This is a genomic window from Pseudomonas sp. UBA4617, from assembly GCF_002386445.1.
In the GTDB taxonomy this organism is placed as follows: domain Bacteria; phylum Pseudomonadota; class Gammaproteobacteria; order Pseudomonadales; family Pseudomonadaceae; genus Aquipseudomonas.
Genome location: NZ_DGIR01000021.1, coordinates 261966 through 287485 on the forward strand (window position 1 = coordinate 261966; position 25520 = coordinate 287485).

Genomic DNA, 25520 nt, shown 5'->3' on the forward strand with positions numbered 1-25520 from the left:
ACAAGGCCGCTCCCACAGGAATAACGCCAGCTTTGAACATTTGAGCAAGACAGTTGCTTCCACCGGGGCATGTGGTTGCGCAGCTATCGCTCATCTTCCTTCCATGGCGCCTGCAGATACCGCGTGCGGTTGAAGGTTTCCAGCCACTCCGGGCAAAACACCACCAGCGCACTGATCACCGTGCCATTGATGAACGCCTCGGGGAACATCATCAGCCACAGGTAGCCGACAAAGTCGCTCAGCCACTCCGGCATGGCGAAGCGCCCGTTCAACCACAGCAAGCCCAACCCGGCCGACAGGCAGGCCAGCACCGTCAGCGCTGCAGGAAAAAAGCCGGAACAGAAGATATACACGAACAGGTTTCTGGGTTGGGCGCGCTCGACCCCTATCGCGCACGCCTCGGCAATCAACACCGGCAAGCCAACCAGCAACAAGCCATTGACCCCCAGCGCGGCCAGGTCCTGGCGCCCGAGCACCAGCAAGCCGAGCTGCGCCATGAAACCGCCCAGTACGGCCAGCGGCCAGTCCAGCAACAGCGTTACCGCGGTCATGCCGATGAAGTGGTACGACACGCCAGTATCGAAATCGCGCCTTACCAGCCACAGGGCAAACAGGCAGAACACCGTGCCGAACAGCAGGTGCTGGCGGCGCCGGTCGGTGAACAGCTCCACCCAGCGCACCTGGCTGGTCGCCCAGATCAGCAATGGTACGTAACCGAGCCAGCCAACGGTAAGGGTGGTGCCGGACAACACCTGCGCGCTGATCACCTGAACCATGCCCCCTGCCTTCGTGTGGATAAGGCCGAGTCTACACCTATTCTCCGCGTCATTCGGCTGCGGGCCGCAGCGCTGCGCGCCATCAACGCCGTGGCGGGCTTTGGCCTGTTGAACTCGCATGGCCGGCGGCAGTGGCCGGGGCTGCACTGATTTTTCCGCACAAACAGCATCTTACCGTCATCGATTAGGGTCTAAGCTTGCCCCATGGATGACTCAGATTACCTGCGCCTGCTTACCATCCAGGCCGAACAAGCCAATGCCTTTCTTTCCAATGCCCGCAAGTGGGAGCGGGAGCGTTGGGTGTGCCAACGCCTGTTGCAGGGGCTGAACATTCCCTACCGCAGCGAGGATTTCACCCCGGCCGGGCAGGAGCCGCCAGACGTGCTGTTCCGCGACGCCGCCTTCGAGGTGTTTTTCGTACTCGACGAGGGCCGCCGGTTGAACGATGAATGGCGCGAAGAGCTGCAACGTCGGCGCAGTGCGTTTTCCCTGGCGCAACTGGTGCGCCGCGAAGCGCGCCCGCGGCGCATCAGTGCCACCGAACTGCTTGGGCGCCTGGCGCCGACCTTGCGCAAGAAGGCACACAACTACCGCGAACGCGGGCTGGAGCTGAACGAGCTGGATATCATCGCCTTCGCCAGCCTCAAGCGCGAGGTGCTCGACCTCAACACCCACTTCCCGCCACCCACCGAATACCTGCGCCAGGGCTGGCGCTCGCTATCGCTGGTCGGGCCGACCTTCGCCCGGGTGCTGTTCGCCCACCCGGATGCGCCGGACTTCCTGCGCGGCAACTTGGGCCGCAGCATCGTGTTCGACGTGGGCATCAGTCTTTGATCCAGTGCAGCGAGTGTTTGCGATGGCGTACACTCGGCGCCGGAGATAGAAGGCATTATCATTTGTTTCAAGCGCCTGCGTGAACGCTGTAGCGTTTGCGCAGTCACAAACGTCTACCTGACGAGGCCACACCATGACCAGCCGCTTGAATCCGGAAGATCAGCGTCGTGTCGATGAGTATCTGCGAGCCCCCCAGCACCAAGTCGAGCGCAGGCCCTTCCGGCCGTGGCTGCTCCTTGTGCTGGTGGTGGCCGTGACCATCGGGTTGGGTCTCATCAGCCGCCTGCTGAGTGGGCTGGTGCTATGAGCTGCTTCGCGCTCGCCCGCCCCTCGCGCAGTTTGCGGCCGGCCCCCTGGGCCAAGAATTCCGTAAACCTTATGAGATATTCCCATGACTCATCGCATTGTGATTGTCGGCGGCGGCGCCGGCGGCCTGGAACTGGCGACCCGCCTGGGTAAAAGCCTGGGCAAGCGCAAGCAGGCCGAGATCACCCTGGTCGACGCCAACCTCACGCATATCTGGAAACCACTGCTGCACGAAGTGGCCGCAGGCTCGCTGAACTCCTCTGAAGACGAACTGAACTACGTGGCCCAGGCCAAGTGGAACCACTTCAACTTCCAGCTGGGGCGCATGAGCGGCCTGGACCGCGAGGGCAAACAGATCCAGCTGGCCGCCACCCTCGACGAGGAGGGCCGCGAGCTGCTGCCTGCGCGTACCCTGGGCTACGACACCCTGGTGATTGCCGTGGGTTCCAATACCAACGACTTCGGCACCCTGGGCGCGGCGCAGCACTGCCTGTTCCTCGATACCCGCAAGCAGGCCGAGCGTTTCCATCAGCAACTGCTCAACCACTACCTGCGTGCCCATGCCGGTGATGTGGCCAGCGAAAAAATCAGCGTGGCCATCGTCGGCGCGGGTGCCACCGGTGTGGAACTGGCGGCCGAGCTGCACCACGCAGCGCACGAACTGGCGGCCTATGGCCTGGACCGTATCCAGCCCAAGGACATGCACATCACCCTGATCGAAGCCGGCCCGCGCGTGCTGCCGGCACTGCCCGAGCGCATCAGCGTGCCGGTGCACAAGACCCTGGAAAAACTTGGGGTGAAGGTAATGACCAACGCGGCCGTCAGTGAAGTGACCGAGGATGGCCTGAAAACCAAGGATGGCGAAGTGATCCAGGCCAGCCTGAAGGTATGGGCGGCGGGTATCCGTGCGCCGGGTTTCCTCAAGGACATCGATGGCCTGGAGACCAACCGCATCAACCAGTTGGTGGTGCGCCCCACCCTGCAGACCACGCGGGACGACAACATCTTTGCCTTCGGCGACTGCGCCGCCTGCCCGCAACCTGGCAGCGATCGCAACGTGCCGCCACGGGCGCAGGCCGCGCACCAGCAGGCCTCGATGCTGGCGCAGAGCCTGAAGGCACGGCTGGAGAACAAGGCGCTGCCGACCTACGCGTACAAGGACTACGGTTCGCTGGTGTCGCTGTCGCGCTTCTCGGCGGTGGGCAACCTGATGGGTAACCTGATGGGCAGTGTGAAACTGGAAGGCTGGCTGGCGCGCATGTTCTATGTGTCGTTGTACCGGATGCACCAGATGGCGCTGTACGGTTTCTTCCGCACTGCGCTGATGATGCTGGGCAGCAAGATTGGCCGGGGTACCGAGCCGCGCCTGAAGTTGCACTGACAGGCATCTGGCTCCACCTGCAAGACCAGGCTTGCCCGTGAAGAAGGCGTCGCGGTGCTGGGCACGGGCTTTGCCCGTGTTCGCGGGGCAAGCCCGCTCCCACAGGAATAACGCCAGCTTTGAACATTTGAGCAAGACAGTTCCGCCCACAGGAAAATGCCTGGCGGTCGGCTTGGCCAGGCCGGTGCTGGGCACGGGCTTTGCCCGTGTTCGCGGGGTAAGGCAGCTCCCACAGGAATAACGCCAGCTTTGAACTTTTGAGCAAGACAGTTGCGCCCACAGGAAAATGCCTGACGGTCGGCCTGGCCAGGCCGCGTTGATGGCACATTCTTTGGGGATTAATTCGAGGCAAAAGAAAAAGGGCATCTCATTCGAGATGCCCTTTTTACATGGTGGGTCGTGTAGGATTCGAACCTACGACCAATTGGTTAAAAGCCAACTGCTCTACCAACTGAGCTAACGACCCGGAAAATGGTCGGGGTGAGGGGATTCGAACTCCTGACATCCTGCTCCCAAAGCAGGCGCGCTACCGGACTGCGCTACACCCCGAGATTGGCTCCGCGACCTGGACTCGAACCAGGGACCCAATGATTAACAGTCATTTGCTCTACCGACTGAGCTATCGCGGAACTGAACTTCGGTACAACCTTTACTACTTCGAAGCCGTGTTAGCTTCGGTCTCTTTGGCTATCCGCTTTCGCGTTGTCGCTGCTGAGGCCGGCTATTCTACATTCTTCGTTTTGCTTGTCAACCACTTTTTTTCGTTCAACTTACTGATTTGTAAGTTGTTTTGCGATCCCCGATGTTGCTGGTGATTCGCTTAGTGCCTGACAACGCGGCGTATATTAGGGGCACTCGATTTCGGATGCAAGCAAAAATTTCAAAATTTTCAGAAACTTATCACCTCACCTGCAGCGGGATGAAAAAAACCCCGCCGAAGCGGGGCTTAGGGGTCAGGCGAAGACAATCTCCTCGCCTTCCACCTTGGCGGTAATCGCCGTACCGGGCATGAACTTGCCTGCCAGGATCAGCTGCGCCAGCGGGTTCTCGATCCAGCGCTGGATGGCCCGTTTCAGCGGCCGTGCGCCATACACCGGGTCGTAACCCACGGCAATCAGCTTGTCCAGGGCTTCCGGGCTCAGGCTCAGCGACAGTTCGCGCTCCTGCAGACGGCTGCGCAGGCGGCCCAGCTGGATTTCGGTAATACCGGCAATCTGTTCACGGCCCAATGGCTCGAACACCACCACTTCGTCGATACGGTTGATGAATTCCGGGCGGAAGTGCGCACCCACCGCATCCATTACCGCTGCCCGCTGTGCCTCGCGGTCTCCCACCAGTTCCTGGATCTGCGCCGAGCCCAGGTTGGACGTCATCACGATCACCGTGTTGCGGAAGTCCACGGTGCGCCCGTGGCTGTCGGTCAGGCGGCCGTCCTCAAGCACCTGCAACAGCACGTTGAACACATCCGGGTGAGCCTTTTCCACCTCGTCCAGCAGCACCACCGAATAAGGCTTGCGCCGTACCGCCTCGGTCAGGTAACCGCCCTCTTCATAGCCCACATAGCCTGGCGGGGCACCAATCAGGCGCGCCACGGAGTGCTTCTCCATGAACTCGGACATGTCGATGCGCACCATGGCCTCTTCGGTGTCGAACAGGAACTCGGCCAGCGCCTTGCACAGCTCGGTCTTGCCCACACCGGTCGGGCCGAGGAACAGGAACGAGCCACTGGGCCGGTTCGGATCGGACAACCCGGCACGCGAGCGGCGCACGGCGTTGGACACGGCAGTAACCGCCTCGCCCTGGCCGATCACCCGCTGGTGCAGCAGCTCTTCCATCTTCAGCAGCTTCTCACGCTCACCTTCGAGCATCTTGGCCACTGGGATACCGGTCCATTTGGACACCACTTCGGCAATTTCTTCCTCGGTCACCTTGTTGCGCAGCAACTGGTTGTCGGACTTGCCGTGCTGGTCGACCATCTGCAGGCTGCGCTCCAGGTCGGGGATCACTCCGTACTGCAGCTCGGCCATGCGGCTGAGGTCGCCTTTGCGACGGGCGGCTTCCAGTTCCTGACGAGCCTGCTCGATCTTTTGCTGGATCTGCGCCGAACCCTGCACTTCGGCTTTCTCCGACGCCCAGATTTCCTCCAGGTCGGCGTATTCACGCTCCAGCCGGGTAATTTCCTCGGTCAGTTTCTCCAGGCGTTTCTTCGCAGCTTCGTCTTCCTCCTTCTTCAGCGCCTGCGATTCCACCTTGAGCTGGATCAGGCGACGGTCGAGCCGGTCGAGCACTTCCGGCTTGGAGTCGATCTCCATGCGGATGCGGCTGGCCGCTTCGTCGATCAGGTCGATGGCCTTGTCCGGCAACTGGCGGTCGGTGATGTAGCGGTGGCTGAGCTTGGCCGCGGCGATGATGGCGCCGTCAGTGATAGCGACCTTGTGGTGCACTTCATAGCGCTCCTTCAGGCCACGCAGGATGGCGATGGTATCTTCCTCGCTCGGCTCCTCGACCAGTACCTTCTGGAAACGCCGCTCCAGAGCCGCGTCCTTCTCGATGAACTGGCGGTACTCGTTGAGTGTGGTCGCGCCGACACAGTGCAGCTCGCCTCGGGCCAGGGCCGGCTTGAGCATGTTGCCGGCGTCCATGGCGCCCTCGCCCTTGCCAGCGCCGACCATGGTGTGCAGTTCGTCGATGAACAGGATGATCTGGCCTTCCTGCTTGGACAGTTCATTGAGCAGGCCTTTGAGCCGCTCTTCGAACTCGCCGCGGTACTTGGCGCCAGCGATCAGCGCGCCCATGTCCAGCGCCAGCAAGCGCTTGCCCTTGAGGCCGTCCGGTACTTCACCGTTGATGATGCGCTGCGCCAGGCCTTCGGCGATGGCGGTCTTGCCGACCCCAGGTTCGCCGATCAGCACCGGGTTGTTCTTGGTCCGGCGTTGCAATACCTGCACGGTACGGCGGATTTCGTCGTCACGGCCGATCACCGGGTCCAGCTTGCCTTCCTCGGCCCGCTTGGTCAGGTCGACGGTGTACTTGTCCAGCGCCTGGCGCGATTCCTCGGCGTTGGCGTCGTTGACTGCCGCACCGCCGCGCAGGTTGTTGATGGCGTTTTCCAGGGCCTTCTTGCTGACGCCCTGGCCGAGCAGCAACTTGCCGAGCTTGCTGTTCTCGTCCATGGCGGCCAGCAACACCAGTTCGCTGGAAATGAACTGGTCACCTTTCTGCTGGGCCAGACGGTCGGCCTGGTTGAGCAGGCGCGCCAGGTCCTGCGACATGTTCACGTCGCCGGTCGGGTTCTGGATTTTCGGCAGATGGTCGAGTTCCTTCACCAGCGCCTGGCGCAGGCTGTTGATATCGAAGCCTACCTGCATCAGCAGCGGCTTGATCGAACCACCCTGCTGCTCGAGCAGCGCCTGCAGCAGGTGCACGGGCTCGATGGCTGGGTGGTCCATGCCAACGGCCAGGGACTGGGCATCGGATATGGCAAGCTGCAGCTTGCTGGTCAAACGGTCTATTCGCATGGGATACCTTCCTTTTAAAGGGCAGGTCGGAGCGATGGACAGCGCCTGTTGATGAAGAAACCTGCCTGAGATGACCTTATAGATAAGGCTGATTGTGGAAGATTCAAGCGTAGCGGGGTTGACCGAAGTCAACCTGTTGGATTAGCGATGGGGCAGTTCGCAGGCGTGCCCGCGAAGAGGTGCTACAGGCTAGCGCGGCGCCAGCCACACAAGGGACGCAAAGCGCCCACCGTGCGGGGTGCGCCGATAGGAGAAGAACCGCTCGTCGCTGACCGTGCACCAGCCACCGCCATAAACGGCAGTCACCCCACACGCCGCCAGGCGAATGCGTGCCAGTTCATAGATGTCGGCCACCAGCTTGCCTGGCCGCTCGCCATCGACAAAGGCCCGCGCCGCTTCGGGGTGCACCGCCGTAAAGGCATCGCGCACTTCCAGGCCAACTTCGAAAGCCTGCGGCCCGATCGCCGGGCCCAGCCATACCAGCACCTCTTCAGGCGGCAAAGCCAGGCGGCCGAGCGTGGCTTCCAGTACACCCCCAGCCAGCCCGCGCCAGCCGGCATGCGCCGCGGCCACGCGGGTACCGGCACGGTCGCAGAACAGCGCCGGAAGGCAATCGGCAGTCATCACCGCGCAGGCAATGCCTGGCTGGTCGGTCCAGCTGGCGTCGGCCTCGGCGACCACGCCCGGGTCGGCATCGGCCACCACCAGGCCGTGCACCTGCTTGAGCCAGGCCGGCTGGATGGCGAGCTCATCGCTCAGACGGCGACGGTTCTCGGCCACCGCCGCCGGGTCGTCCCCAACGTGGTCGCCAAGGTTGAAGGTTTCGTAGGGCGGCACGCTGACGCCGCCCTGGCGTGTGGTGACGCAGGCGCGCACCGAGGCCGGGGCCGGCCAGTCGGGATACAGCAGCGTCTGCGTCAGGCCACTCATCCGATAAAGCTCTCGCGGTCCTGGTTCAGCAGCGACAGCAACCAGACGAAGTCATCCGGCAGTGGCGATTCCCACTTCATGACTTCACCGGTAATCGGGTGGGCCAACGCGAGGAAGCGCGCATGCAGCGCCTGACGCGGGAAGGTTTTCACCGCCTCGACCATGGTCGGGCTGGCAGCTGGTGGAATCCGGAAGCGGCCACCGTAGGTCTGGTCGCCGACCAGCGGGAACCCTACATGCGCCATGTGCACGCGGATCTGGTGGGTACGACCGGTCTCCAGCTTGACCCGCACGTGGGTGTGCGAGCGGAAGCGCTTGAGCACACGGTAGTGGCTGACCGCCGGCTTGCCGCCGTCGGTGACCGCCATGCGCTGGCGCATGCCGCCATGGCGACCGATCGGGGCATCGATCTTGCCGCCTGCGGTCACCACGCCAATCACGATGCACTCGTAGATGCGGCTGACCTTGCGCGCCTGCATCTGCTCGACCAGCCTGGTCTGCGCCTGCAAGGTCTTGGCCACCACCATCAGACCGGTGGTGTCCTTGTCCAGGCGGTGCACGATACCGGCGCGCGGTACGTTGACGATGTCCGGCACATGGTGCAGCAACGCATTGAGCAGGGTGCCACTGGCATGCCCGGCGGCCGGGTGCACAACCAGCCCGGCAGGCTTGTTGATCACCATGATGTGGTCGTCCTCGTAGACGATATCCAGTTCGATATCTTCTGCGACCCACTCACCCTGGGCCTCTTGCTCGGCCTCCAGGATAAGCTGCGAGCCACCATGGACGAGGTCTCGAGGGCGCACTACCGCGCCATCGACCGTCAGGCGGCCCTCTTTGATCCACGAAGTTAGCCGCGAACGCGAGTACTCGGCGAACAATTGGGCGGCGACCTGGTCGAGGCGTTGACCGCCCAGTTCGGACGGCACCTCTGCGCTAAGTTGAATGATCTCGGACATGCTCGATTCGGCGGGCGCACAGCCTTTGGTTTCGGCTGCGAGCTTGTGGTTAAATACGGCTTCTTTTGTCCCGGGGTTGGCCGGGGCGCTCATCATAACAGGACGGCACCGCCCAAGACAGCGGCCGTCAAAGGGACGCAAGCCGCCATGCAAGTGAAACACCTGCTGCTGATCGCCATCCTCGGGCTCACCGCGGCCTGTTCCTCCAATAAGGAAGTCATTGACGAGAACCTCAGCGAAGCCGAGCTGTACCAGCAGGCGCAGGCTGACCTGGACAACTCCAGCTACACCAGCGCCGTGAACAAGCTCAAGGCCCTGGAGTCGCGTTATCCGTTCGGCCGCTATGCCGACCAGGCGCAGCTCGAGCTGATCTACGCCAACTACAAGAACTCGGAGCCCGAAGCTGCAAAGTCGGCCGCCGAGCGCTTCATCCGGCTGCACCCGCAGCACCCGAACGTCGACTACGCCTACTACCTCAAGGGCCTGACCTCGTTCGACCAGGACCGCGGCCTGCTGGCGCGCTTCCTGCCGCTGGACATGACCAAGCGTGACCCGGGTGCCGCCCGCGACTCGTACAACGAGTTCGCCCAGCTGACCAGCCGTTTCCCCAACAGCCGCTACGCGCCTGATGCCAAGCAGCGCATGATCTACCTGCGCAACCTGCTGGCCGCATACGAAATCCATGTGGCCGACTACTACCTGAGCCGCCAGGCCTATGTGGCCGCGGCCAACCGTGGCCGCTACGTGGTGGAAAACTTCCAGGAAACCCCGTCGGTCGGTGATGGCCTGGCGGTAATGGTCGAGTCATACCAGAAGATGCACCTGGACGAATTGGCGGCCACCAGCCTGGAAACCCTCAAGCTCAACTACCCGGACCACCCGAGCCTGGTCGATGGCCAGTTCCAGCCCAAACAGACCGAGTCTGACGGCCGTGGCTGGCTGTCCAAGGCCACCCTGGGCCTGATCGAAACCGACACCCCGCTGCCGCCGGGCGAAACCCGCGCCAACCAGGATGTGGTCAAACAGTTCCAGGACGCGCGTGACGAAATGCCGCAAGAACTGCTGCCGAAAGACGAGAACGGTGACCCGATCGTGCCGGAAGGGCCGAAGGAAGCCGAGCAGGACCGCTCCTGGTTCAGCTACATGACCTTTGGTCTGTTCGACTGACCTGCTGCGGTAGGTGAAAGGGAGGCCCTGGGTCTCCCTTTTTTATTGGCCGCGCCCTAGACTGTCGGCTTCTTCAACCGACAAGCTGGACACCATGGTTCGCTTACTTTTCTGGATCGCCCTGATCGCCGCCGCGTTCTGGCTGTGGCGCAAATTCAAAGTCAGCCAACAGTCGCGCCCCGACGCCAGGCTGGATGCGCCGCTGAAGATGGTGCGCTGTGCCCATTGTGGCGTGCACCTGCCCAATGACCGGGCGCTGCAGCAGGGCAACGAGTGGTATTGCAGCCAGGCGCACCTGCAGCAAGGGCCGGGGCAATCCCGCTAGGCCCCCGGGGCTGCCGTGCAGCCCCGATGATTTCAGCCCAACCGCCCAGCCGGTGCATACGGCGCCGGGTCGATGACCGGCTCGGCCCCGGTCAGCAAATCGGTAAACAGCTGGCATGAGGCAGGCGCCAGCACCAACCCGTTACGGTAGTGCCCGCAGTTCAGCCACAACCCTTGGTGCCCCGGCACCGGCCCGATGTAGGGAATGCCTTGCGGCGAGCCCGGCCGCAGCCCGGCCCAATGCGCCACCACCTCAGCCCCTTCAAGCCCTGGCAGCAACTCCACTGCCGATGCCTTCAGGCTCTCCAACGCATCAACCGTGGGCGTCTTGTCAAACCCGGCATGCTCCAGCGTACTGCCCACCAGAATGTGGCCGTCGCGCCGCGGGATCGCATACCGACCTTTGGCCAGTACCATGCTTGGCAGGAAATCTTCGGCACACTTGAACAGGATCATCTGCCCTTTCACCGGCTCCACCGGCAGCGCCAGGCCAAGCGTACGCAGCAGCTCGCCACTCCAGGCACCGGCGCTGAGCACCACCTCATCCGCCGCCAGCACGCCGTCGCCCGTCCGCACACCGGTCACCCGGCCGTCGCGCTCGACGAAGCCGGTGATCTTGCAATGTTCACGCAAGGTCACGTTGGGCAGCGCCAGCAAGGCCGCCTTGAGGGATTTCACCAGGCGTGGATTGCGCACGTTGGCCACGCCGGCCATGTAGATGGCCCGGCGGAAGCCCGGGCCCAGGCCCGGTACCGCGTCATAGGCCGCGGAAATGTCCACCGCACTCAGCGGCCGCTGTTCGCGCACGGCCCAGGCCAGCGCTTCGGCTTCGTCGTCCAGGTCGAGCCAGTACAGCCCCGTGGTGTGTACTTCCGGGTCGACGCCAGTGCTGGCAAACAGATGCTCGCCCAGCTGTGGATAAAAGTCCTGCGACCAGTGCGCCAGCGCCGTCACTGCCGGGCTGTAGCGCCACGGGTACAGCGGCGAAACGATGCCGCCGCCGGCCCAGGACGACTCGCGGCCGACCTCGCCCTGGTCACACACCACCACCTGCCCGACTTTCGCGGCCAGGTTGAATGCCGTCAGCAGGCCGATCACCCCGCCGCCGACCACCACTACTTGCTTGCTCATCTGTCGATCCAACACCTGAAGTAATTCCGCGATGCACCCGGCACCATTCAACCTTCAGCTTCCCCAGCAGTGTGCACTGTCGCCAACGGCGCCCGGATTGCTCCTTACGCCAGCCTGGTCGAGCTGGAAGTCACCACAGCGGTCCTGCGCCATCAGTCCGCCCGGCAGCCGCCGGGCGCGCAAGGTGAAAATGTCCTTGTCGCGCTGGGCCTGCAGGTCGTAGTAGCGGTTACCAACTGGCAAGCCTGGCTCGCCTTCGGCGTACTGGCCGGTGAGCACGCGGTGGCGCTCCAGGCGCAGGGCGGCATCTTGCAGCAGGCCGACCGCCTCGCTGCGTGCAGCGCGCCGGAGCTGGTCGTGGTAACTGGGGTAGGCAATGGCTGCCAGAATGCCGATGACCGCCAGCACAATCAACAATTCAATCAGGCTAAAGCCTTGCTGCATGTCAGTCTCCTCGCAATCTTTGCCGCCAGGTAACACGGCGGGTTGTGCCGTTAACCACGGCATAGACCGCTTCCAGCACATATCGCGGCTCGGCGTGCAGGCTGACCGCAGTGACCCTGAACAGGGTGACCTGCTGCCCTTCTGGCACATGCACGGCACGGCCGCTGGTACCCAGGTTCTGTACCTGGAAAAAACCGTCCCGGGCGCGCTGCCAGGGCCCGACCAGGTCGTGCGGTCGGCCAGGCGGTAGGCACGCAGAACAAAGCTCCGGGGGAGCCCGCCGCAGCTCCCCCTCCCCTGCCAGCAAGGTTGCCTCAGCCTGCTCCAGCGCCAGCAGGCCATCGCGCAGGTAGCCGGTCAGCCGTGTCTCCACCAACGCTTCACGCAGCGCTGATGCCGCAAGCAGGCCGAGCAACAGACTGAGCACCAGGGCCAACAGCAGAACCACGCCACGCTGGCGGCTCATGGCGACGCTACCGGGTTGCGAATTGCCACGCTCAACGCGTACTGCTGGCGGATGCCCGAGGACGGCTCGTGCAACGTCAGAGCGATATCGACCCGCTCCCCCCCCGACGTTTGTATGCGTTCGATACGCATGTCCTGCACATTCTCCACGAGCGGCTGCAGGCTGCCTGCTGCCCGCTTGAACTTCAGGGTGTTGCCCTGCAGCTGGTAGACGTATCTGCTGATGGGGTAGGCCAGCGGGTAGAACTTGCCCTCGTCGCGTTCTTTTTCCACCACCACTTCCTTGGCGCAATCAGTCTGCACGAACCATTCCGGCGCCCCGGGGTGGCCGCGCATCTCTGCCACCACCAGGCGAAGTGTGGCCCCCTCGATTTCCAGGGGACGAGCAAAAGCCTGTCGTGCTGCCGGACTCCTGATATCGCCGGGCTGCAAGCGCAGGCAACCGAACATCCCTGCCATGCGTATGTCCTGAGCCATGCGCAGCAGCGCCAGACGGGCCTCACTGTGCATGCGCACCGCGGTACTTTGCAGGCGCCAGCTCTGGTGGGCAGAGACGAACAGCTGGCCGACCGCTGCCATCAGCATCAGGCCGAGGGCCAGCGCCAACGTCATCTCCAGCAGGCCGAACCCGTCCTGGCGACGCTTCACTGTCGCCCCCGTTCATGTTCGCTATGCGCGGCCATGGCCGCCTGGCCATCGCGGCGCGCGCCTTCCACGGCCTGCAATGCCTGCAGTTGCAGGCCTGCCGCAGCAAACAGGCCGACCGCCACTACCACCACCGCCAGGAGCACTTCCAGCAGTGTCATGCCTCGTTGAACTACCTGCATCCCTGCACCTCCTGAGACTTTTCCCGCAATTGCCTTGAACTCGGGCGACTGGTGCTCCTGTCCAACGACCGAGAAGCTATAGCCAAGCACTTCCATGGAGGAATGCACGGTGAAGCAACGAGGCGTAACACTGATTCAAATGTTGTCAGCGTTGGCAGTGGCGGTATTGCTGACCCAGCTCGGCATGCCGGCCTATGCCCGGTTGAGCGACGACTTGCACAGGGCGGCTGCCGCCCGCGACCTGGCGCAGGCCCTGCGCAGTGCGCGCAGCCATGCCATGTTGCAAAGCCAGCCAGTGCTGGTGCAGCCGCTGGACGGTAAGTGGGGGAACGGATGGCGGGTGCTGCTGGAACATAACCAGCAAGTGTTGCGTGAACAGCGTCTTTCACGGCCGCTGGAGATTGCAGGCAATAGTGGCGGGCAGGTGAAATTCAGCGCGCTGGGTGTTCCGCTGGGCCCGGGCAACCAGTTGCTGGCTGCCACGCTGCGTGTTTGCGAACGGGCGTCAGGCGAGAGCCGCTATAAGGTGGTGCTGGCATCGACCGGCAGAGTCAGGCTGGATACAGAGGCCGCCCCACACACCCAGTGCCCGGCCGCCCGGCCCTGAACCGGGCTCATCGCCGGCAAGCCAGCAATGAGCCCGGGACTGGGTCACGTCAAATCAGCGAACGAACCCGCAGCTCTTTGGGCATGGAGAAGGTGATGTTCTCTTCACGCCCATCCAGCTCTTCAGCGCCGGTAGCGCCCCAGGCCTTGAGCTGCTCGATCACGCCACGCACCAGCACTTCGGGGGCCGAAGCGCCGGCAGTAATGCCGATTCGCGCCTTCTGCTCGAACCAGCCGCGTTGCAGGTCTTCGGCGCCGTCGATCAGGTAGGCCGGAGTGCCCATGCGCTCGGCCAGCTCGCGCAGGCGGTTGGAGTTGGAACTGTTCGGGCTGCCAACCACCAGTACCACGTCGCACTCGTCCGCCAGTTGCTTCACCGCATCCTGGCGGTTCTGGGTGGCGTAGCAGATGTCGTCCTTGCGCGGGCCGCCGATGTTCGGGAAGCGTGCGCGCAGGGCGTCGATGACGCGGCTGGTGTCGTCCATCGACAGCGTGGTCTGGGTGACGAAGGCCAGGTGGTCCGGGTCTTTCACCTGCAGGTTGGCGACATCCTCCTCGTCCTCGACGAGATAGATTGCGCCACCGTTGCTGGCGTCGTACTGGCCCATGGTGCCCTCGACTTCCGGGTGCCCTTCGTGGCCGATAAGGATGCACTCACGGCCATCGCGGCTGTATTTGGCCACTTCGATGTGCACCTTGGTCACCAGCGGGCAAGTCGCGTCGAACACTTTCAGGCCACGGCCTGCGGCTTCCTGGCGCACGGCCTGGGAAACCCCGTGGGCACTGAAGATGACGATGACGTCGTCCGGCACCTGGTCCAGCTCCTCGACGAAGATGGCACCACGGTTGCGCAGGTCTTCCACCACGAACTTGTTGTGCACCACTTCGTGACGCACATAGATCGGCGGGCCGAAGACTTCCAGCGCGCGGTTGACGATCTCGATCGCCCGGTCGACCCCCGCGCAGAAGCCGCGAGGGTTGGCGAGTTTGATTTGCATGTTCGGCTCCAGGCTTACAGGGCCTTGACCTCGAGGATCTCCACCTCGAAGGTCAGGGTCTTGCCAGCCAGTGGGTGATTGAAGTCGATGGTCACCTGGTCGTCATCGAATGCCTTGACCACACCCGGCAGCTCGGTGTTGGCGGCGTCGTTGAAGATGATCAGCAACCCTTCGGACAGCTCCATGCCCTCGAACTGGGACCGCGGCATGACTTGCACGTTCTGCGGGTTGGGCTGGCCGAAGGCGTTCTCCGGGGCCACTACCACGTTGCGCTTGTCACCTGCCTTGAAGCCGAACAGGGCATTCTCGAACCCTGGCAGCAGGTTGCCATCGCCCACCTTGAAAGTGGCCGGGGCCTTGTCGAAGGTACTGTCGACGGTATCGCCGTTTTCCAGGTGCAGCGCGAAGTGCAGGGTGACTTCGGTGTTCTGGCCGATACGGGTGTCAGTCATGGACCGGATCCTCGGACTTCTTGCTCTTGAACATATCCAGCGCCAGCATCACCGCACCAACGGTAATGGCGCTGTCGGCCAGGTTGAAGGCCGGGAAGTAATGGCGGTTCTGCCAGTGCACCAGGATGAAGTCGACCACATGGCCGAGCACGACGCGGTCGTACAGGTTGCCGATCGCCCCACCCAGCACCAGCGCCAGCGCCACGGCCAGCCAGGTCTCGTTGCGCCCCAGGCGCTTGAGCCACACCACCAGCACGGCGCTGACCACCACGGCGATCAGGGCGAACAACCAGCGCTGCCAGCCGGAGCTTTCCGCCAGGAAGCTGAAGGCCGCGCCGGTGTTGTAGGCCAGGGTCCAGCTGAAGTAGTCGGGAATCACGACGATCTGCTGGTACATGGTCAGGGCGTTGTTGAAATACAGCTTGGTGGCCTGGTCGAGGACCACGACCAACAGGCTCAGCCAAAGCCATGCAAGGCGCCCGAAGCGCCCCGCTGCAGGGTTAGGCATAGTGGCGCACCTCACCCGAGCCGCTCAGGTTGTCGACGCAACGGCCGCAGATTTCCGGATGCTCCGGATGGCTGCCAACGTCGGCGCGGAAGTGCCAGCAACGGCCGCACTTGGCGTGGCCGGACTTGACCACCTTCAGCTTGAGGCCTTCGACTTCGGTGGCCACGGCTTCGGCCGGCGCCTGGGCGAATGGCACCACGCTGGCGGCCGAGGTGATCAGCACGAAGCGCAGTTCATCGCCCAGCTTGCCCAGGTCGGCGCTCAGGCTTTCATCGGCATACAGGGTAACTTCGGCCTGCAGGTTGCCGCCGATGACCTTGGCGGTACGCTGGTTCTCCAGCTCCTTGTTGACCGAAGCCTTCACCGCCATCACGCGGTCCCAGTAGGCGCGGTCCAGCTCGGTGCCTTCCGGCAATTCGCTCAGGCCCTCGTACCAGCCATTGAGCATCACCGACTCGTTGCGCTCGCCCGGCAGGTATTGCCAGATTTCGTCGGCGGTGAACGCCAGGATCGGGGCGATCCAGCGCACCAGCGCTTCGCTGATGTGGTATAGCGCGGTCTGGCAGGAACGGCGGGCGACACTATTGGCACCGGTAGTGTACTGGCGGTCCTTGATGATATCGAGGTAGAAGCCACCCAGTTCCTGCACGCAGAAGTTGTGCACCTTGGAGTAGACGTTCCAGAAACGGTACTCGCTGTAGTGCTCTTCCAGTTCGCGTTGCAGCAGCAGGGTGCGGTCCACCGCCCAGCGGTCCAGCGCCAGCATGTCTTGCGGGGCCAGCAGGTCCCGGGCCGGGTCGAAGCCGGACAGGTTGGACAGCAGGAAGCGTGCGGTATTGCGGATACGGCGGTAGGCGTCGGCGCTACGCTGCAGGATCTGCTCGGAAACAGCCATCTCGCCGGAGTAGTCGGTGGCGGCGACCCACAGACGCAGAATGTCGGCACCCAAGGTGTTGTTGACCTTTTCCGGCTCGATGGTGTTACCCAGCGACTTGGACATCTTGCGGCCGTTCTCGTCCACGGTGAAGCCGTGGGTCAGCAGCTCGCGATACGGCGCATGGCCGTCGATGGCGCAGCCGGTCAGCAGCGAAGAGTGGAACCAGCCGCGGTGCTGGTCGGAGCCTTCCAGGTACAGGTCGGCACGCGGGCCGGTGGCGTGACCGATGTCGTGCGAACCACGCAGTACATGCCAGTGAGTGGTACCGGAGTCGAACCAGACGTCGAGGGTGTCGGCGATCTTGTCGTACTGCTCGGCCTCGGCGCCCAGCAGCTCGGCAGCGTCCAGCTTGAACCAGGCCTCGATGCCCTGCTGCTCGACGCGCTTGGCCACTTCTTCCATCAGCTCGACGGTGCGCGGGTGCAGCTCACCGGTCTGCTTGTGCAGGAAGAACGGGATCGGCACGCCCCAGTTGCGCTGACGCGAGATGCACCAGTCCGGGCGGTTGGCGATCATCGCGTGCAGGCGCGCCTGGCCCCAGGCAGGCACGAACCTGGTGTCCTCGATGGCTTTCAGGGCACGCTCACGCAGCGGCTCGCCGGTGGACGGTTGCTTGTCCATGCCCACGAACCACTGCGCGGTGGCGCGGTAGATCAGCGGGGTCTTGTGGCGCCAGCAGTGCATGTAGCTGTGGCTGATGGTTTCGGTGTGCATCAGCGCACCGACTTCGCTCAGCTTGTCGACGATGGCCGGGTTGGCCTTCCAGATAAACTGGCCGCCGAAGAATGGCAGCGAATCCACATACACGCCGTTGCTCTGCACCGGGGTGAGGATGTCGTCGTTGACCATGCCGTAGCGCTTGCAGGTGACGAAGTCGTCTTCACCGTAGGCTGGCGAGGAGTGCACCACGCCGGTACCGGCGCCCAGTTCGACGTAGTCGGCCAGGTACACCGGCGACAGGCGATCGTAGAACGGGTGACGGAAGTTGATCAGTTCCAGTGCCGAACCCGGGGCGGTGGCGATGACCGAGCCTTCCAGGTTGTAGCGTTTCAGGCACGACTCGACCAGTTCTTCGGCCAGCACCAGCAGGCGCGCGCCTGTATCGACCAGGGCGTACTTGAACTCGGGGTGGATGTTCAGCGCCTGGTTGGCCGGGATGGTCCACGGCGTGGTGGTCCAGATCACGATGGCGGCCGGCCTGGCCAGCGCATCAAGGCCGAACGCGGCGGCCAACTTGGCCTCGTCGGCAACCGGGAAGGCGACATCGATGGTCTGCGATTTCTTGTCGGCGTACTCGACTTCGGCTTCGGCCAGCGCCGAGCCGCAATCGAAGCACCAGTTCACCGGCTTCAGGCCCTTGAACACGAAGCCTTGCTTGACCATCTCGGCCAGGGCGCGGATTTCACCGGCCTCGTTGGCAAAGTTCATGGTCTTGTACGGGTTGTCCCAGTCGCCCAGCACGCCCAGGCGGATGAACTCGGTCTTCTGCCCTTCGATCTGCTCGGCGGCATATTCGCGGCACAGCTCGCGGGTGCGGTCGGCGGACAGGTGCTTGCCGTGGGTAACCTCGACCTTGTGCTCGATCGGCAGGCCATGGCAGTCCCAGCCCGGCACGTACGGCGCATCGAAGCCGGCCAGGGTCTTGGAACGGACGATCATGTCCTTGAGGATCTTGTTCAGCGCATGACCGATGTGAATCTTGCCGTTGGCATAGGGCGGGCCGTCGTGCAGGACGAACTTGGGACGATCCTTGCCAATTTCGCGCAGCTTCTGGTACAGGCCAATGCTGTCCCAGCGCTGCAGGATCTGCGGTTCGCGCTGAGGCAGGCCGGCCTTCATGGGGAAGGCGGTGTCCGGAAGGTTTAGCGTGGCTTTGTAGTCGGTCATTTCAGGCTCTTCGTTAGCGGTTGAGCGTGCCAATGTGCACGTGCGGCGGCGATATCCGCATCGATCGCCGACTTCAGCGCCTCCAGGGAGGCGAAACGCTGCTCTTCACGCAGCTTGTGGTGGAACTTCACCGTCAGGCGCCGGCCATACAGGTCGCCGGCATAGTCCAGCAGATGAATTTCCAGGTGCGGGCGCCCGTCACCGGCAACGGTGGGACGCACGCCGATATTGCCGACACCCGGCCAGGCCTTGCCGTCGATCTCGATGCTGGCCAGGTAGACCCCGGACAGCGGCACGCGGCGGCGTTTGAGCTGGATGTTGGCAGTGGGTGTGCCGAGCTGGCGGGCCAGCTTCTGGCCGTGCAGCACGCAGCCGCTGATACTGTAGGGGCGGCCCAGCAGGTGCTCGGCAAGTTCGAAGTTGCCCTCGGACAGCGCCTTGCGCACTTCGGTGCTGCTGACCCGCAGGCCGTCCTGGACCACCGTATTGGCGGCCTCGACGCTGAAGCCGTACTGCTTGCCGGCATCGACCAGGAAGGCAAAATCGCCGGCGCGGTCGCAGCCAAAGCGGAAGTCATCGCCGACTTCGAGGTGGCGTACCCCCAGGCCGTCGACGAGGATGGTCTTGACGAAGGCATCGGCGCCGAGCTGGCTCAGGCGCTGGTTGAATGCCAGGCACAGGACCTGGTCGATGCCTTCGGCCGCCAGCAGCTCGACCTTGTCACGCAGGCGGGCCAGGCGCGCCGGCGCGGTATCGGGGGCGAAGTATTCGCGTGGTTGGGGCTCGAAGATCACCACGCAGGTTGGCAGGCCCAAGGCCTGGCCGCGCTCGCGCAGACGCCCCAGGATAGCCTGGTGGCCGCGGTGAACCCCGTCGAAGTTGCCAATGGTGGCGACACAGCCCCGGTGCTCGGGGCGCAGGTTGTGAAGACCTCGAACCAGCTGCATAACGCGCTTCTTGCTCATAAAGTGGCCGATTATAACCACACCCGGGCGCCGGTGACAGGCAGCAGCGCCCAAGGGCGGCGTGGAATGCGAAAAACCGACGCCTGACCCGCCCGATGCCTCAGTGCAAGGCCTTGCGGGCGAAATGCCGAGGCCGGAAACCGCACAGGTACAGGCAGCCGAAATAGCTCACCACCCCAGCCAGCACCAGCGCCCCCAGGCGAACCAGGCGCGCCAGCATGCTGCCCTGCTCCCAGGCTGGCAGGTAGTGCATGCCGGCCAGCAACACCGCCGACATCAGCCCCACCGCCAGCAGCAACTTGAGCAGGAACATCGCCCACCCAGGCTGTGGCTGGAACAGCTGCTGGCTGCGCAGTTTCCAGAACAGCAGGCCGGCATTCAGGCAGGCGCCCAGGCTGATCGCCAGGGCCAGCCCGGCATGTGCCAGCGGGCCGACCAGGGCCAGGTTGAACAGTTGGGTGCAGACCAGGGTGAACACCGCGATCTTCACCGGCGTGCGGATATTCTGCTGCGCATAGAAGCCGGGGGCCAGCACCTTGATCAGAATGATCGCCAGCAAGCCCACGGAATAGGCAATCAATGCCCGCTGGGTCATGGCCGCGTCGGTGGCGGTGAACTTGCCGTACTGGAACAGCGCCACGGTCAGCGGCTCGGCGAGGATGGCCAGGGCCAGGGTGCACGGCAACACCAGCAGGAAGCACAGGCGCAGGCCCCAGTCGAGGATCCGTGAATACTCTTCACGGTCCTTGTTGGCGTAGGTCTTGGCAAGGGTCGGCAGGAGAATGGTGCCCAGAGCCACGCCCAGCACACCTGAAGGCAGCTCCATGAGGCGGTCGGCGTAGTACATCCAGGACACCGAGCCAGCCACCAGGAACGAGGCAAAGATGGTGTTGATGATCAGCGAAATCTGGCTCACCGACACCCCGAGAATCGCCGGCAGCATCTGCTTGAGCACCCGCCAGACCCCGGCGTCGCGCAGGTTCAGGCGCGGCAGCACGAGCATGCCGATCCGTTTCAGCGCTGGCAGCTGGTACAGCAGCTGCGCCAGGCCTCCGGCCAGCACGCCCCAGGCCAGGGCCATGATCGGCGGGTCGAAGTACGGCGTGAGCAGCACGGCGAAGGCGATCATCGCCACGTTCAACAGGGTCGGGGTGAAGGCCGGCACCGAGAAACGGTTCCAGGTATTGAGGATGGCCCCAACCAGCGAAGACAGCGAGATCAGCAATATATAAGGAAAAGTCACCCGCAACAGGGCGGTGGTCAGCTGGTACTTTTCGGCGCTGTCGACAAAGCCCGGGGCGGTCGCCCAGACCACCCACGGTGCGGCCAGGATACCGATGGCGGTGACCAGTGCCAGGACCAGGGTCAGCAGGCCGCTGACATAGGCGACGAAGGTACGGGTGGCCTCCTCGCCTTGCTGGGTCTTGTATTCAGCCAGGATCGGAACGAACGCCTGGGAAAACGCACCTTCGGCGAAGATGCGCCGCAGCAGGTTGGGCAGCTTGAAGGCGATGAAGAAGGCATCGGTGGCGATGCCGGCGCCGAAGATGCGCGCCAGGATGGTGTCGCGGACAAAGCCCAGCACCCGCGAAATCATGGTGATCGAGCTTACCGCAGCCAGGGATTTGAGCAGGTTCATCGAAAAGATTCACGCCAAGGGCAGAGGACGCTGCCAGACAGCGTCCGAATGTGCGATACTCCCGCGCCTTCGCAAGGGAGCCAAAAATTCCCGAGTTTACAGGTCGCGCAGCAGAAAGGAATCTTTCCATCCTGTTGGCGCACCGCTCGGCGGAACCTTGCAGGTGGCCTTGACATCCGCTCGACTGATCGGCATGATTCGCGGCCTATTTTGTTTGCTATTTACCTAAAGTCTTTCGAGGAGCTCGACGGTGGCCAACACACCTTCCGCCAAGAAACGTGCAAAACAGGCTGAGAAGCGTCGCAGCCACAACGCCAGCCTGCGTTCCATGGTCCGCACCTACATCAAGAATGTAGTCAAAGCCATCGACGCAAAAGACGCCGAAAAAGCGCAAGCCGCTTACGTTCTGGCTGTGCCTGTAATCGACCGTATGGCCGACAAGGGCATCATCCACAAGAACAAGGCTGCTCGTCACAAAGGCCGTCTGAATGGCCACATCAAGGCGCTGAAAGAAGCTGCAGCTGCCTAAGCGACGCGCTAGTCGAAAAACCGACCCTAGGGTCGGTTTTTTGTTGCCTGCGATTTGTGCTTCAGCAACAACCCATCGCCGCACCGCTTTTTGCAGGAGCGGCCTTGCGTCACGATCGGGCTGCAGCATAGGCATTGCAGCTGCAGTTGAGGGGCTGCTAGGCAGCCCCATCGCGACACAAGCCCGCTCCTGCAAAATGAGGCATGCCTGCGTTAGCCCGGTATTACTTGGCTATCTGGATCTTCGGCGCCCATTTCAGCCATTCTTCTTCGGCCTGGTCGAACAAGGCGAAGGTCTGCTGCGGCCGCGCCGGGTTACCCATCTGCTCGCCATCCGGCGTGGCGAAGGCAATACCACCGTCGATCAGGGTTTCCACCGACTCGGTACGCACCGTAGCCCCCTTGAACAGCCCCCAGTCGAAACCGAAGCCACTGCTGTTCCAGAAACGACTGCCGTTGCGCACCAGTGCCGCATAGCGCGGTTCGATCAGGATATGGATCAGCACGCGGTCAGCATTCTGGCCCAGCTCGAAGCCCGTCACCTTGCCCACCGCGACTTCGCGGTAGGTAACCGGTACACCCGGCTTGATCGAACCACGACGCGGGGCACTTAGCGTCAACGGCAGGCCGACTTCCGGCCCTGCCACTTGCGGGGCTTCGGCCAGCGCGATGAAGTCATGCTGCGGGCCGCGGGCCTTGGTTGCCGGTTGCACTTCCAGGTATTGCCCGCCAACCAGGGTATCGAGGTTCTGTGTACGCACCAGGCCAAAGGCCGGCTTGACCACCCAGAACTGCGTGCCGACCCGGGCAATACGGTCCGCTGCCTCGGTAATGCGCGCCCGCAGCAACACCGCCTGCAGGTCAGTGGTGAGGTCGACGCTCTCGACGCTGCCTACATCCAGGCCGCGGAAGCGGATTGCCGTGCCCGGCTTCAGGCCATCGGCACGGTCGACGCGGATGGTGACCAGCGTGCCTGCACGGTTGGCCGCCTCCTGGCTGTCGTGCAGACGGAAGCGCGGAATATGACGCTTGAGCGCCACATTGGGTCGCGGCGTGTCGAAGGCAATACCACCGGCCATCAGCGTCTGCAGCGACTCACTCTTGATCTTGATGCCCGACAGGCCACCGGTGAGGGTGATACCACTGACGTTCCAGAAGCGCGACGAGCCGTTGACCAGTTTTTCGTATTCCTTCTCGATATGCACGCCGATCAGGATGCGGTTGCTGTTACGCGCAAACTGGTAGCTCTGCACGCTACCCACCTTCACCTGGCGGTACATCACCGGGCTCCCGATCTCCAGCGAACCCAGGGTGTCGGCGAACAGCACCATGTGCAGGCCAGGCGCCTTGAGGTCGAGTGGCGGCGCCTTGGCGCGGGCCTCGAACTCGCGCTCGGGACGTGCGCCTTTCTCGCCGGGACGGATAGCGATGTAGTTGCCTTTGACCAGTGCTTCCAGGCCAGTGATACCCGCCAGCGAAATCGATGGTTTGACCACCCAGAACTGCGTACCCTCGACCAGGTAGTCCTCGGTCAATGGGTCCAGCGTCAATTCGGCCGATGCGCTGGCCAGGTTGTCTTCCATCTTCAGGGTTTTCAGCGAGCCGACCTGGATCCCCTTGTACATGACCGGCGTACGACCCGCCTGCAGGCCCTCATAATCGCTTAGCTTCAGCTTCACACGGATACCGGCCTGGGCCGCATCGAAGTCCTCATACAGGCGGAACGGCAGGCTGGGGTCTGTGGGCGGGCTGTCCTGGCGATGTTCCGGCGTGGCGAAGGCGATACCACCAGCCACGATGCTCGACAGCGACTCGCTGCGCACCTTCACCCCCGACAGCGAGGCATCGATGCTGACGCCGCTGGCGTTCCAGAAACGCGTGTGCTTGCGCACCAGGCTGGCGTATGCCGGCTCGATGAAGACTTTGATTTCGACGGTGCTCTGGTCGTCGGAGAGGCGATAGCTTTTCACCCGGCCAACCTGGATCTGCTTGTAGAACACCGGACTGTCACGGTTGAGTGAACCGAGCCGGTCGGCCTTTAGGGTCAGGTGCAGGCCCGGCTCGGTGTCCGACAACGGCGGCGCCACCTTCAACGCAGTGAAGCGCTTGGTACGCTCCCCTTCCCCCGGGCTGACGGCGATATAGTTACCGGACACCAGTGTTTCAAGACCGGAAATACCCGCCAGGCTGACACTTGGCTTGACCAGCCAGAAGCGCGTGCCTTTGGTCAGGTGGGGTTCGGCGGCCTTGTTCATCTCGATGGTGGCGATCACCCCCTGGTTCTCGCCCTTGGCATCCAGCACCAAGCGGGTCACCTTGCCGACCGGCATGCCTTTGTAGATGACCTCGGTCTTGTTGGCGACGATCCCCTCGCCCGACTCGAAGCGGACTTCAATTTCCACACCGGCATCACGGTAAGCCTGCCACGCCAGCCAACCACCGATCATCAAGGCGATCAAAGGCAGGATCCAGATGGCCGACCAGTTCGAGGCAGGGCGGGTTTTAGCCGTTGGCAGGTCACTCATGGTCGTCATCCGACTCCGTGTTATCCCAGATCAGTCGGGGATCGAAAGTTAAAGCAGCAAGCATTGTCAGAATCACCACAGTTGCAAAGGCGACAGCGCCCAGGTTGGCTTCGACACTGGCGATTCGGCCGAAATTCACCACCGCCACCAGGATGGCGATGACAAAGATATCCAGCATGGACCAGCGTCCGATGAATTCGATGAAGCGGTACATCAATATCCGTTGCCGCGCCGAAAGCGGCTGCCGCCGCTGAACGGAATACAACAACAGGCCGATTCCCACCAGCTTGAAGGTGGGCACCAGGATGCTGGCAATGAACACCACGGCAGCAATGGGCACCATGCCATGCTTGAGCAAGGTGATGACGCCGGACATGATCGTGTCGGGGCTACCTTGGCCGAGCGTACTCACGGTCATGATCGGCAACATGTTGGCCGGGATGTACAAGATCGATGCAGCGATCAGCAGCGCCCAGGTACGCACGATGCTGTTCGGGCGACGGGCATGCACGATGGCACCGCAGCGTGTACAGGTTTGTGAAGCGCTGCCCGGCTCTTGCCGGTTCAGCTCGTGACATTCATTACAGACCAGAATGCCCGCATCAATCGCCCGCATGCAGATCTTCCCCCGATAGCGCACTCCAGATCTGGTGCGGCGACATCACCACTTCAAGCCATACCTGGATCAACAGCAGGCTGATGAAGCAGAACAGCCCCAGGCCTACGGTGAGTTCGGCCAGGTCAACAAGCTTGACGATGGCCACCAGCACGCCCATGAAATAAACCTCAAGCATGCCCCAGTCACGCAAGTGGTGATAGATGCGGTAGAACAGCAAGCCGTAATCGCGCCCGATGTTCAGCCGGATGCTCAACAGTACGGCCAGTTGGCAGAGGAGCTTTGCCAAGGGTATGGCCATGCTGCAGAGAAACACCACGACGGCCACGCCACGCATTTCCGAGTTGTACAGGCCCAGCACGCCGCTCCAGACGGTATCGTCTGATGTCTGGCCAAGCAGATGCAGCTGCATGATTGGCAGGAAATTGGCCGGCACAAACAGCAGCAGCGCCGTCAGTACCAGCGCCAGGCTACGGTTGACCACATTGTGCCGGTGGGCGTACAGCTCGTAGCCGCAGCGCGGGCACAGGGCCTTTTCATCGTGCTGGAGTACGGGCTTGCGTAGCAGCAGGTCGCATTCATGGCAGGCGACAAGCTCCTCCAGCGGCAAGCGTGCCAATGATTCGGGTTCGACAGGATTGGGCATATAGCGCTTCTGAATAGGTGCGTGGGGCTATTCTAGTGTGCTTGCCCGGATTGTGGGAGGTGTGGAGCGGGCGCGCTCCCACACGGGACCATGCATGCAGGTTTTTTTGCGTGACAAAGACAAAACCCCCACCTGCATGCGCAGATAGGGG

The 25520-nt window shown here is 63.0% G+C and carries 25 protein-coding genes and 3 tRNA genes; 7 read left to right on the forward strand and 21 right to left on the reverse strand.

Features of this window, described 5'->3' with window-relative positions:
* Positions 1–83: 83 nt before the first annotated feature.
* Positions 84–776 (reverse strand): energy-coupling factor ABC transporter permease, encoded by a 693-nt coding sequence (locus B4L76_RS09095; RefSeq protein ID WP_296231922.1) that lies wholly within the window; start codon positions 774–776, stop codon positions 84–86.
* A 204-nt stretch (positions 777–980) separates the two neighbouring features.
* Between B4L76_RS09095 and B4L76_RS09100 the strand changes: the two genes are divergently transcribed.
* From B4L76_RS09100 to B4L76_RS09110, 3 genes are all read left to right on the forward strand, one after another.
* On the forward strand, positions 981–1610 hold the full coding sequence (locus tag B4L76_RS09100; RefSeq protein WP_013970766.1) for a DUF1780 domain-containing protein: 630 nt from the start codon (positions 981–983) through the stop codon (positions 1608–1610).
* Between the two features lie 133 nt (positions 1611–1743).
* Positions 1744–1917 (forward strand): DUF3094 family protein, encoded by a 174-nt coding sequence (locus B4L76_RS09105; RefSeq protein ID WP_013970765.1) that lies wholly within the window; start codon positions 1744–1746, stop codon positions 1915–1917.
* Between the two features lie 84 nt (positions 1918–2001).
* Positions 2002–3297 (forward strand): NAD(P)/FAD-dependent oxidoreductase, encoded by a 1296-nt coding sequence (locus B4L76_RS09110; protein WP_225780299.1) that lies wholly within the window; start codon positions 2002–2004, stop codon positions 3295–3297.
* A 390-nt stretch (positions 3298–3687) separates the two neighbouring features.
* On the opposite strand, the gene B4L76_RS09115 is transcribed toward B4L76_RS09110, so the two are convergent.
* From B4L76_RS09115 to rluD, 6 genes are all read right to left on the reverse strand, one after another.
* Positions 3688–3763: transfer RNA gene (locus B4L76_RS09115), tRNA-Lys, on the reverse strand.
* Positions 3764–3769: 6 nt separating this feature from the next.
* Positions 3770–3846 (reverse strand) — tRNA-Pro (locus tag B4L76_RS09120).
* A gap of 4 nt (positions 3847–3850) precedes the next feature.
* A tRNA-Asn gene (locus tag B4L76_RS09125) sits at positions 3851–3926 on the reverse strand.
* 324 nt (positions 3927–4250) lie between these two features.
* A complete protein-coding gene (gene clpB, locus B4L76_RS09130) occupies positions 4251–6815 on the reverse strand; it encodes an ATP-dependent chaperone ClpB (protein WP_296231923.1) in 2565 nt (854 codons plus the stop codon).
* A gap of 189 nt (positions 6816–7004) precedes the next feature.
* Positions 7005–7745: a peptidoglycan editing factor PgeF gene (gene pgeF / locus B4L76_RS09135; protein WP_296231924.1), complete on the reverse strand. Its 741-nt coding sequence runs from the start codon at positions 7743–7745 to the stop codon at positions 7005–7007.
* Complete coding sequence (gene rluD, locus B4L76_RS09140; RefSeq protein ID WP_170028155.1) at positions 7742–8704, reverse strand: 23S rRNA pseudouridine(1911/1915/1917) synthase RluD; 963 nt, start codon at positions 8702–8704, stop codon at positions 7742–7744. The genes pgeF and rluD overlap by 4 nt, the downstream gene beginning before the upstream one ends.
* A 147-nt stretch (positions 8705–8851) precedes the next feature.
* Here rluD and B4L76_RS09145 point away from each other — a divergent pair, with 147 nt between their 5' ends.
* Both B4L76_RS09145 and B4L76_RS09150 read left to right on the forward strand, forming a co-directional pair.
* Complete coding sequence (locus B4L76_RS09145) at positions 8852–9871, forward strand: outer membrane protein assembly factor BamD (protein WP_225780296.1); 1020 nt, start codon at positions 8852–8854, stop codon at positions 9869–9871.
* Between the two features lie 94 nt (positions 9872–9965).
* Positions 9966–10196, forward strand: a complete 231-nt coding sequence (locus B4L76_RS09150) for a PP0621 family protein (protein ID WP_296231925.1) — start codon at positions 9966–9968, stop codon at positions 10194–10196.
* A gap of 32 nt (positions 10197–10228) precedes the next feature.
* Here the strand turns inward: B4L76_RS09150 and thiO are convergent, their stop codons facing one another.
* From thiO to B4L76_RS09175, 5 genes are read right to left on the reverse strand one after another with little or no spacing between them, the layout of a single operon-like run.
* Positions 10229–11326 (reverse strand): glycine oxidase ThiO, encoded by a 1098-nt coding sequence (gene thiO / locus B4L76_RS09155; protein ID WP_296231926.1) that lies wholly within the window; start codon positions 11324–11326, stop codon positions 10229–10231.
* 54 nt (positions 11327–11380) lie between these two features.
* Positions 11381–11770: a type IV pilin protein gene (locus B4L76_RS09160; protein WP_296231927.1), complete on the reverse strand. Its 390-nt coding sequence runs from the start codon at positions 11768–11770 to the stop codon at positions 11381–11383.
* 1 nt (position 11771) lies between these two features.
* Complete coding sequence (locus tag B4L76_RS09165) at positions 11772–12236, reverse strand: hypothetical protein (protein ID WP_296231928.1); 465 nt, start codon at positions 12234–12236, stop codon at positions 11772–11774.
* Positions 12233–12883: a PilW family protein gene (locus B4L76_RS09170; RefSeq protein ID WP_296231929.1), complete on the reverse strand. Its 651-nt coding sequence runs from the start codon at positions 12881–12883 to the stop codon at positions 12233–12235. The genes B4L76_RS09165 and B4L76_RS09170 overlap by 4 nt, the downstream gene beginning before the upstream one ends.
* Positions 12880–13062: a prepilin-type N-terminal cleavage/methylation domain-containing protein gene (locus B4L76_RS09175; protein ID WP_296231931.1), complete on the reverse strand. Its 183-nt coding sequence runs from the start codon at positions 13060–13062 to the stop codon at positions 12880–12882. The genes B4L76_RS09170 and B4L76_RS09175 overlap by 4 nt, the downstream gene beginning before the upstream one ends.
* 109 nt (positions 13063–13171) lie before the next feature.
* Here B4L76_RS09175 and B4L76_RS09180 point away from each other — a divergent pair, with 109 nt between their 5' ends.
* Entirely contained in the window at positions 13172–13669 is a 498-nt protein-coding gene (locus B4L76_RS09180) for a GspH/FimT family pseudopilin (RefSeq protein ID WP_296231934.1), read from the forward strand.
* A 49-nt stretch (positions 13670–13718) separates the two neighbouring features.
* Here the strand turns inward: B4L76_RS09180 and ispH are convergent, their stop codons facing one another.
* The 6 genes from ispH to murJ form a co-directional block, all read right to left on the reverse strand.
* Positions 13719–14666 (reverse strand): 4-hydroxy-3-methylbut-2-enyl diphosphate reductase, encoded by a 948-nt coding sequence (ispH, locus tag B4L76_RS09185; protein WP_186674026.1) that lies wholly within the window; start codon positions 14664–14666, stop codon positions 13719–13721.
* Positions 14667–14680: 14 nt separating this feature from the next.
* Positions 14681–15118, reverse strand: coding sequence for an FKBP-type peptidyl-prolyl cis-trans isomerase (gene fkpB / locus B4L76_RS09190; protein WP_186674028.1), 438 nt, complete (start codon positions 15116–15118; stop codon positions 14681–14683).
* On the reverse strand, positions 15111–15626 hold the full coding sequence (gene lspA / locus B4L76_RS09195; RefSeq protein ID WP_296231936.1) for a signal peptidase II: 516 nt from the start codon (positions 15624–15626) through the stop codon (positions 15111–15113). The genes fkpB and lspA overlap by 8 nt, the downstream gene beginning before the upstream one ends.
* Entirely contained in the window at positions 15619–18450 is a 2832-nt protein-coding gene (gene ileS / locus B4L76_RS09200) for an isoleucine--tRNA ligase (protein WP_296231937.1), read from the reverse strand. Before ileS ends, lspA begins: the two co-directional genes overlap by 8 nt.
* Entirely contained in the window at positions 18447–19397 is a 951-nt protein-coding gene (gene ribF / locus B4L76_RS09205; RefSeq protein ID WP_296231938.1) for a bifunctional riboflavin kinase/FAD synthetase, read from the reverse strand. The genes ileS and ribF overlap by 4 nt, the downstream gene beginning before the upstream one ends.
* Before the next feature lie 118 nt (positions 19398–19515).
* A complete protein-coding gene (gene murJ, locus B4L76_RS09210) occupies positions 19516–21054 on the reverse strand; it encodes a murein biosynthesis integral membrane protein MurJ (protein ID WP_296231939.1) in 1539 nt (512 codons plus the stop codon).
* A gap of 250 nt (positions 21055–21304) precedes the next feature.
* On the opposite strand from murJ, the gene rpsT reads away from it, so the two are divergent.
* Complete coding sequence (rpsT, locus tag B4L76_RS09215) at positions 21305–21583, forward strand: 30S ribosomal protein S20 (protein ID WP_003247625.1); 279 nt, start codon at positions 21305–21307, stop codon at positions 21581–21583.
* A 223-nt stretch (positions 21584–21806) separates the two neighbouring features.
* Here rpsT and B4L76_RS09220 read toward each other — a convergent pair whose 3' ends face one another.
* The 3 genes from B4L76_RS09220 to B4L76_RS09230 are packed head-to-tail and all read right to left on the reverse strand — an operon-like array spanning position 21807 to position 25369.
* Positions 21807–24107: a PqiB family protein gene (locus tag B4L76_RS09220; RefSeq protein ID WP_296231940.1), complete on the reverse strand. Its 2301-nt coding sequence runs from the start codon at positions 24105–24107 to the stop codon at positions 21807–21809.
* Entirely contained in the window at positions 24100–24723 is a 624-nt protein-coding gene (locus B4L76_RS09225) for a paraquat-inducible protein A (RefSeq protein ID WP_296231941.1), read from the reverse strand. Before B4L76_RS09225 ends, B4L76_RS09220 begins: the two co-directional genes overlap by 8 nt.
* On the reverse strand, positions 24710–25369 hold the full coding sequence (locus B4L76_RS09230; protein ID WP_296231942.1) for a paraquat-inducible protein A: 660 nt from the start codon (positions 25367–25369) through the stop codon (positions 24710–24712). The genes B4L76_RS09225 and B4L76_RS09230 overlap by 14 nt, the downstream gene beginning before the upstream one ends.
* Positions 25370–25520 lie beyond the last annotated feature (151 nt).

Bases quoted from the DNA above. Each gene is read 5' to 3' on its own strand.
- B4L76_RS09145 (WP_225780296.1), top strand. From the start codon at position 8,852: ATGCAAGTGAAACACCTGCTGCTGATCGCCATCCTCGGGCTCACCGCG.
- clpB (WP_296231923.1), bottom strand. From the start codon at position 6,815: ATGCGAATAGACCGTTTGACCAGCAAGCTGCAGCTTGCCATATCCGAT.
- murJ (WP_296231939.1), bottom strand. From the start codon at position 21,054: ATGAACCTGCTCAAATCCCTGGCTGCGGTAAGCTCGATCACCATGATT.
- ileS (WP_296231937.1), bottom strand. From the start codon at position 18,450: ATGACCGACTACAAAGCCACGCTAAACCTTCCGGACACCGCCTTCCCC.
- B4L76_RS09225 (WP_296231941.1), bottom strand. From the start codon at position 24,723: ATGCGGGCGATTGATGCGGGCATTCTGGTCTGTAATGAATGTCACGAG.
- B4L76_RS09165 (WP_296231928.1), bottom strand. From the start codon at position 12,236: ATGAGCCGCCAGCGTGGCGTGGTTCTGCTGTTGGCCCTGGTGCTCAGT.
- B4L76_RS09105 (WP_013970765.1), top strand. From the start codon at position 1,744: ATGACCAGCCGCTTGAATCCGGAAGATCAGCGTCGTGTCGATGAGTAT.
- B4L76_RS09230 (WP_296231942.1), bottom strand. From the start codon at position 25,369: ATGCCCAATCCTGTCGAACCCGAATCATTGGCACGCTTGCCGCTGGAG.
- B4L76_RS09110 (WP_225780299.1), top strand. From the start codon at position 2,002: ATGACTCATCGCATTGTGATTGTCGGCGGCGGCGCCGGCGGCCTGGAA.
- thiO (WP_296231926.1), bottom strand. From the start codon at position 11,326: ATGAGCAAGCAAGTAGTGGTGGTCGGCGGCGGGGTGATCGGCCTGCTG.
- fkpB (WP_186674028.1), bottom strand. From the start codon at position 15,118: ATGACTGACACCCGTATCGGCCAGAACACCGAAGTCACCCTGCACTTC.
- lspA (WP_296231936.1), bottom strand. From the start codon at position 15,626: ATGCCTAACCCTGCAGCGGGGCGCTTCGGGCGCCTTGCATGGCTTTGG.
- ribF (WP_296231938.1), bottom strand. From the start codon at position 19,397: ATGCAGCTGGTTCGAGGTCTTCACAACCTGCGCCCCGAGCACCGGGGC.
- B4L76_RS09100 (WP_013970766.1), top strand. From the start codon at position 981: ATGGATGACTCAGATTACCTGCGCCTGCTTACCATCCAGGCCGAACAA.
- B4L76_RS09160 (WP_296231927.1), bottom strand. From the start codon at position 11,770: ATGCAGCAAGGCTTTAGCCTGATTGAATTGTTGATTGTGCTGGCGGTC.
- B4L76_RS09220 (WP_296231940.1), bottom strand. From the start codon at position 24,107: ATGAGTGACCTGCCAACGGCTAAAACCCGCCCTGCCTCGAACTGGTCG.
- B4L76_RS09095 (WP_296231922.1), bottom strand. From the start codon at position 776: ATGGTTCAGGTGATCAGCGCGCAGGTGTTGTCCGGCACCACCCTTACC.
- ispH (WP_186674026.1), bottom strand. From the start codon at position 14,666: ATGCAAATCAAACTCGCCAACCCTCGCGGCTTCTGCGCGGGGGTCGAC.
- B4L76_RS09150 (WP_296231925.1), top strand. From the start codon at position 9,966: ATGGTTCGCTTACTTTTCTGGATCGCCCTGATCGCCGCCGCGTTCTGG.
- B4L76_RS09175 (WP_296231931.1), bottom strand. From the start codon at position 13,062: ATGCAGGTAGTTCAACGAGGCATGACACTGCTGGAAGTGCTCCTGGCG.
- rluD (WP_170028155.1), bottom strand. From the start codon at position 8,704: ATGTCCGAGATCATTCAACTTAGCGCAGAGGTGCCGTCCGAACTGGGC.
- pgeF (WP_296231924.1), bottom strand. From the start codon at position 7,745: ATGAGTGGCCTGACGCAGACGCTGCTGTATCCCGACTGGCCGGCCCCG.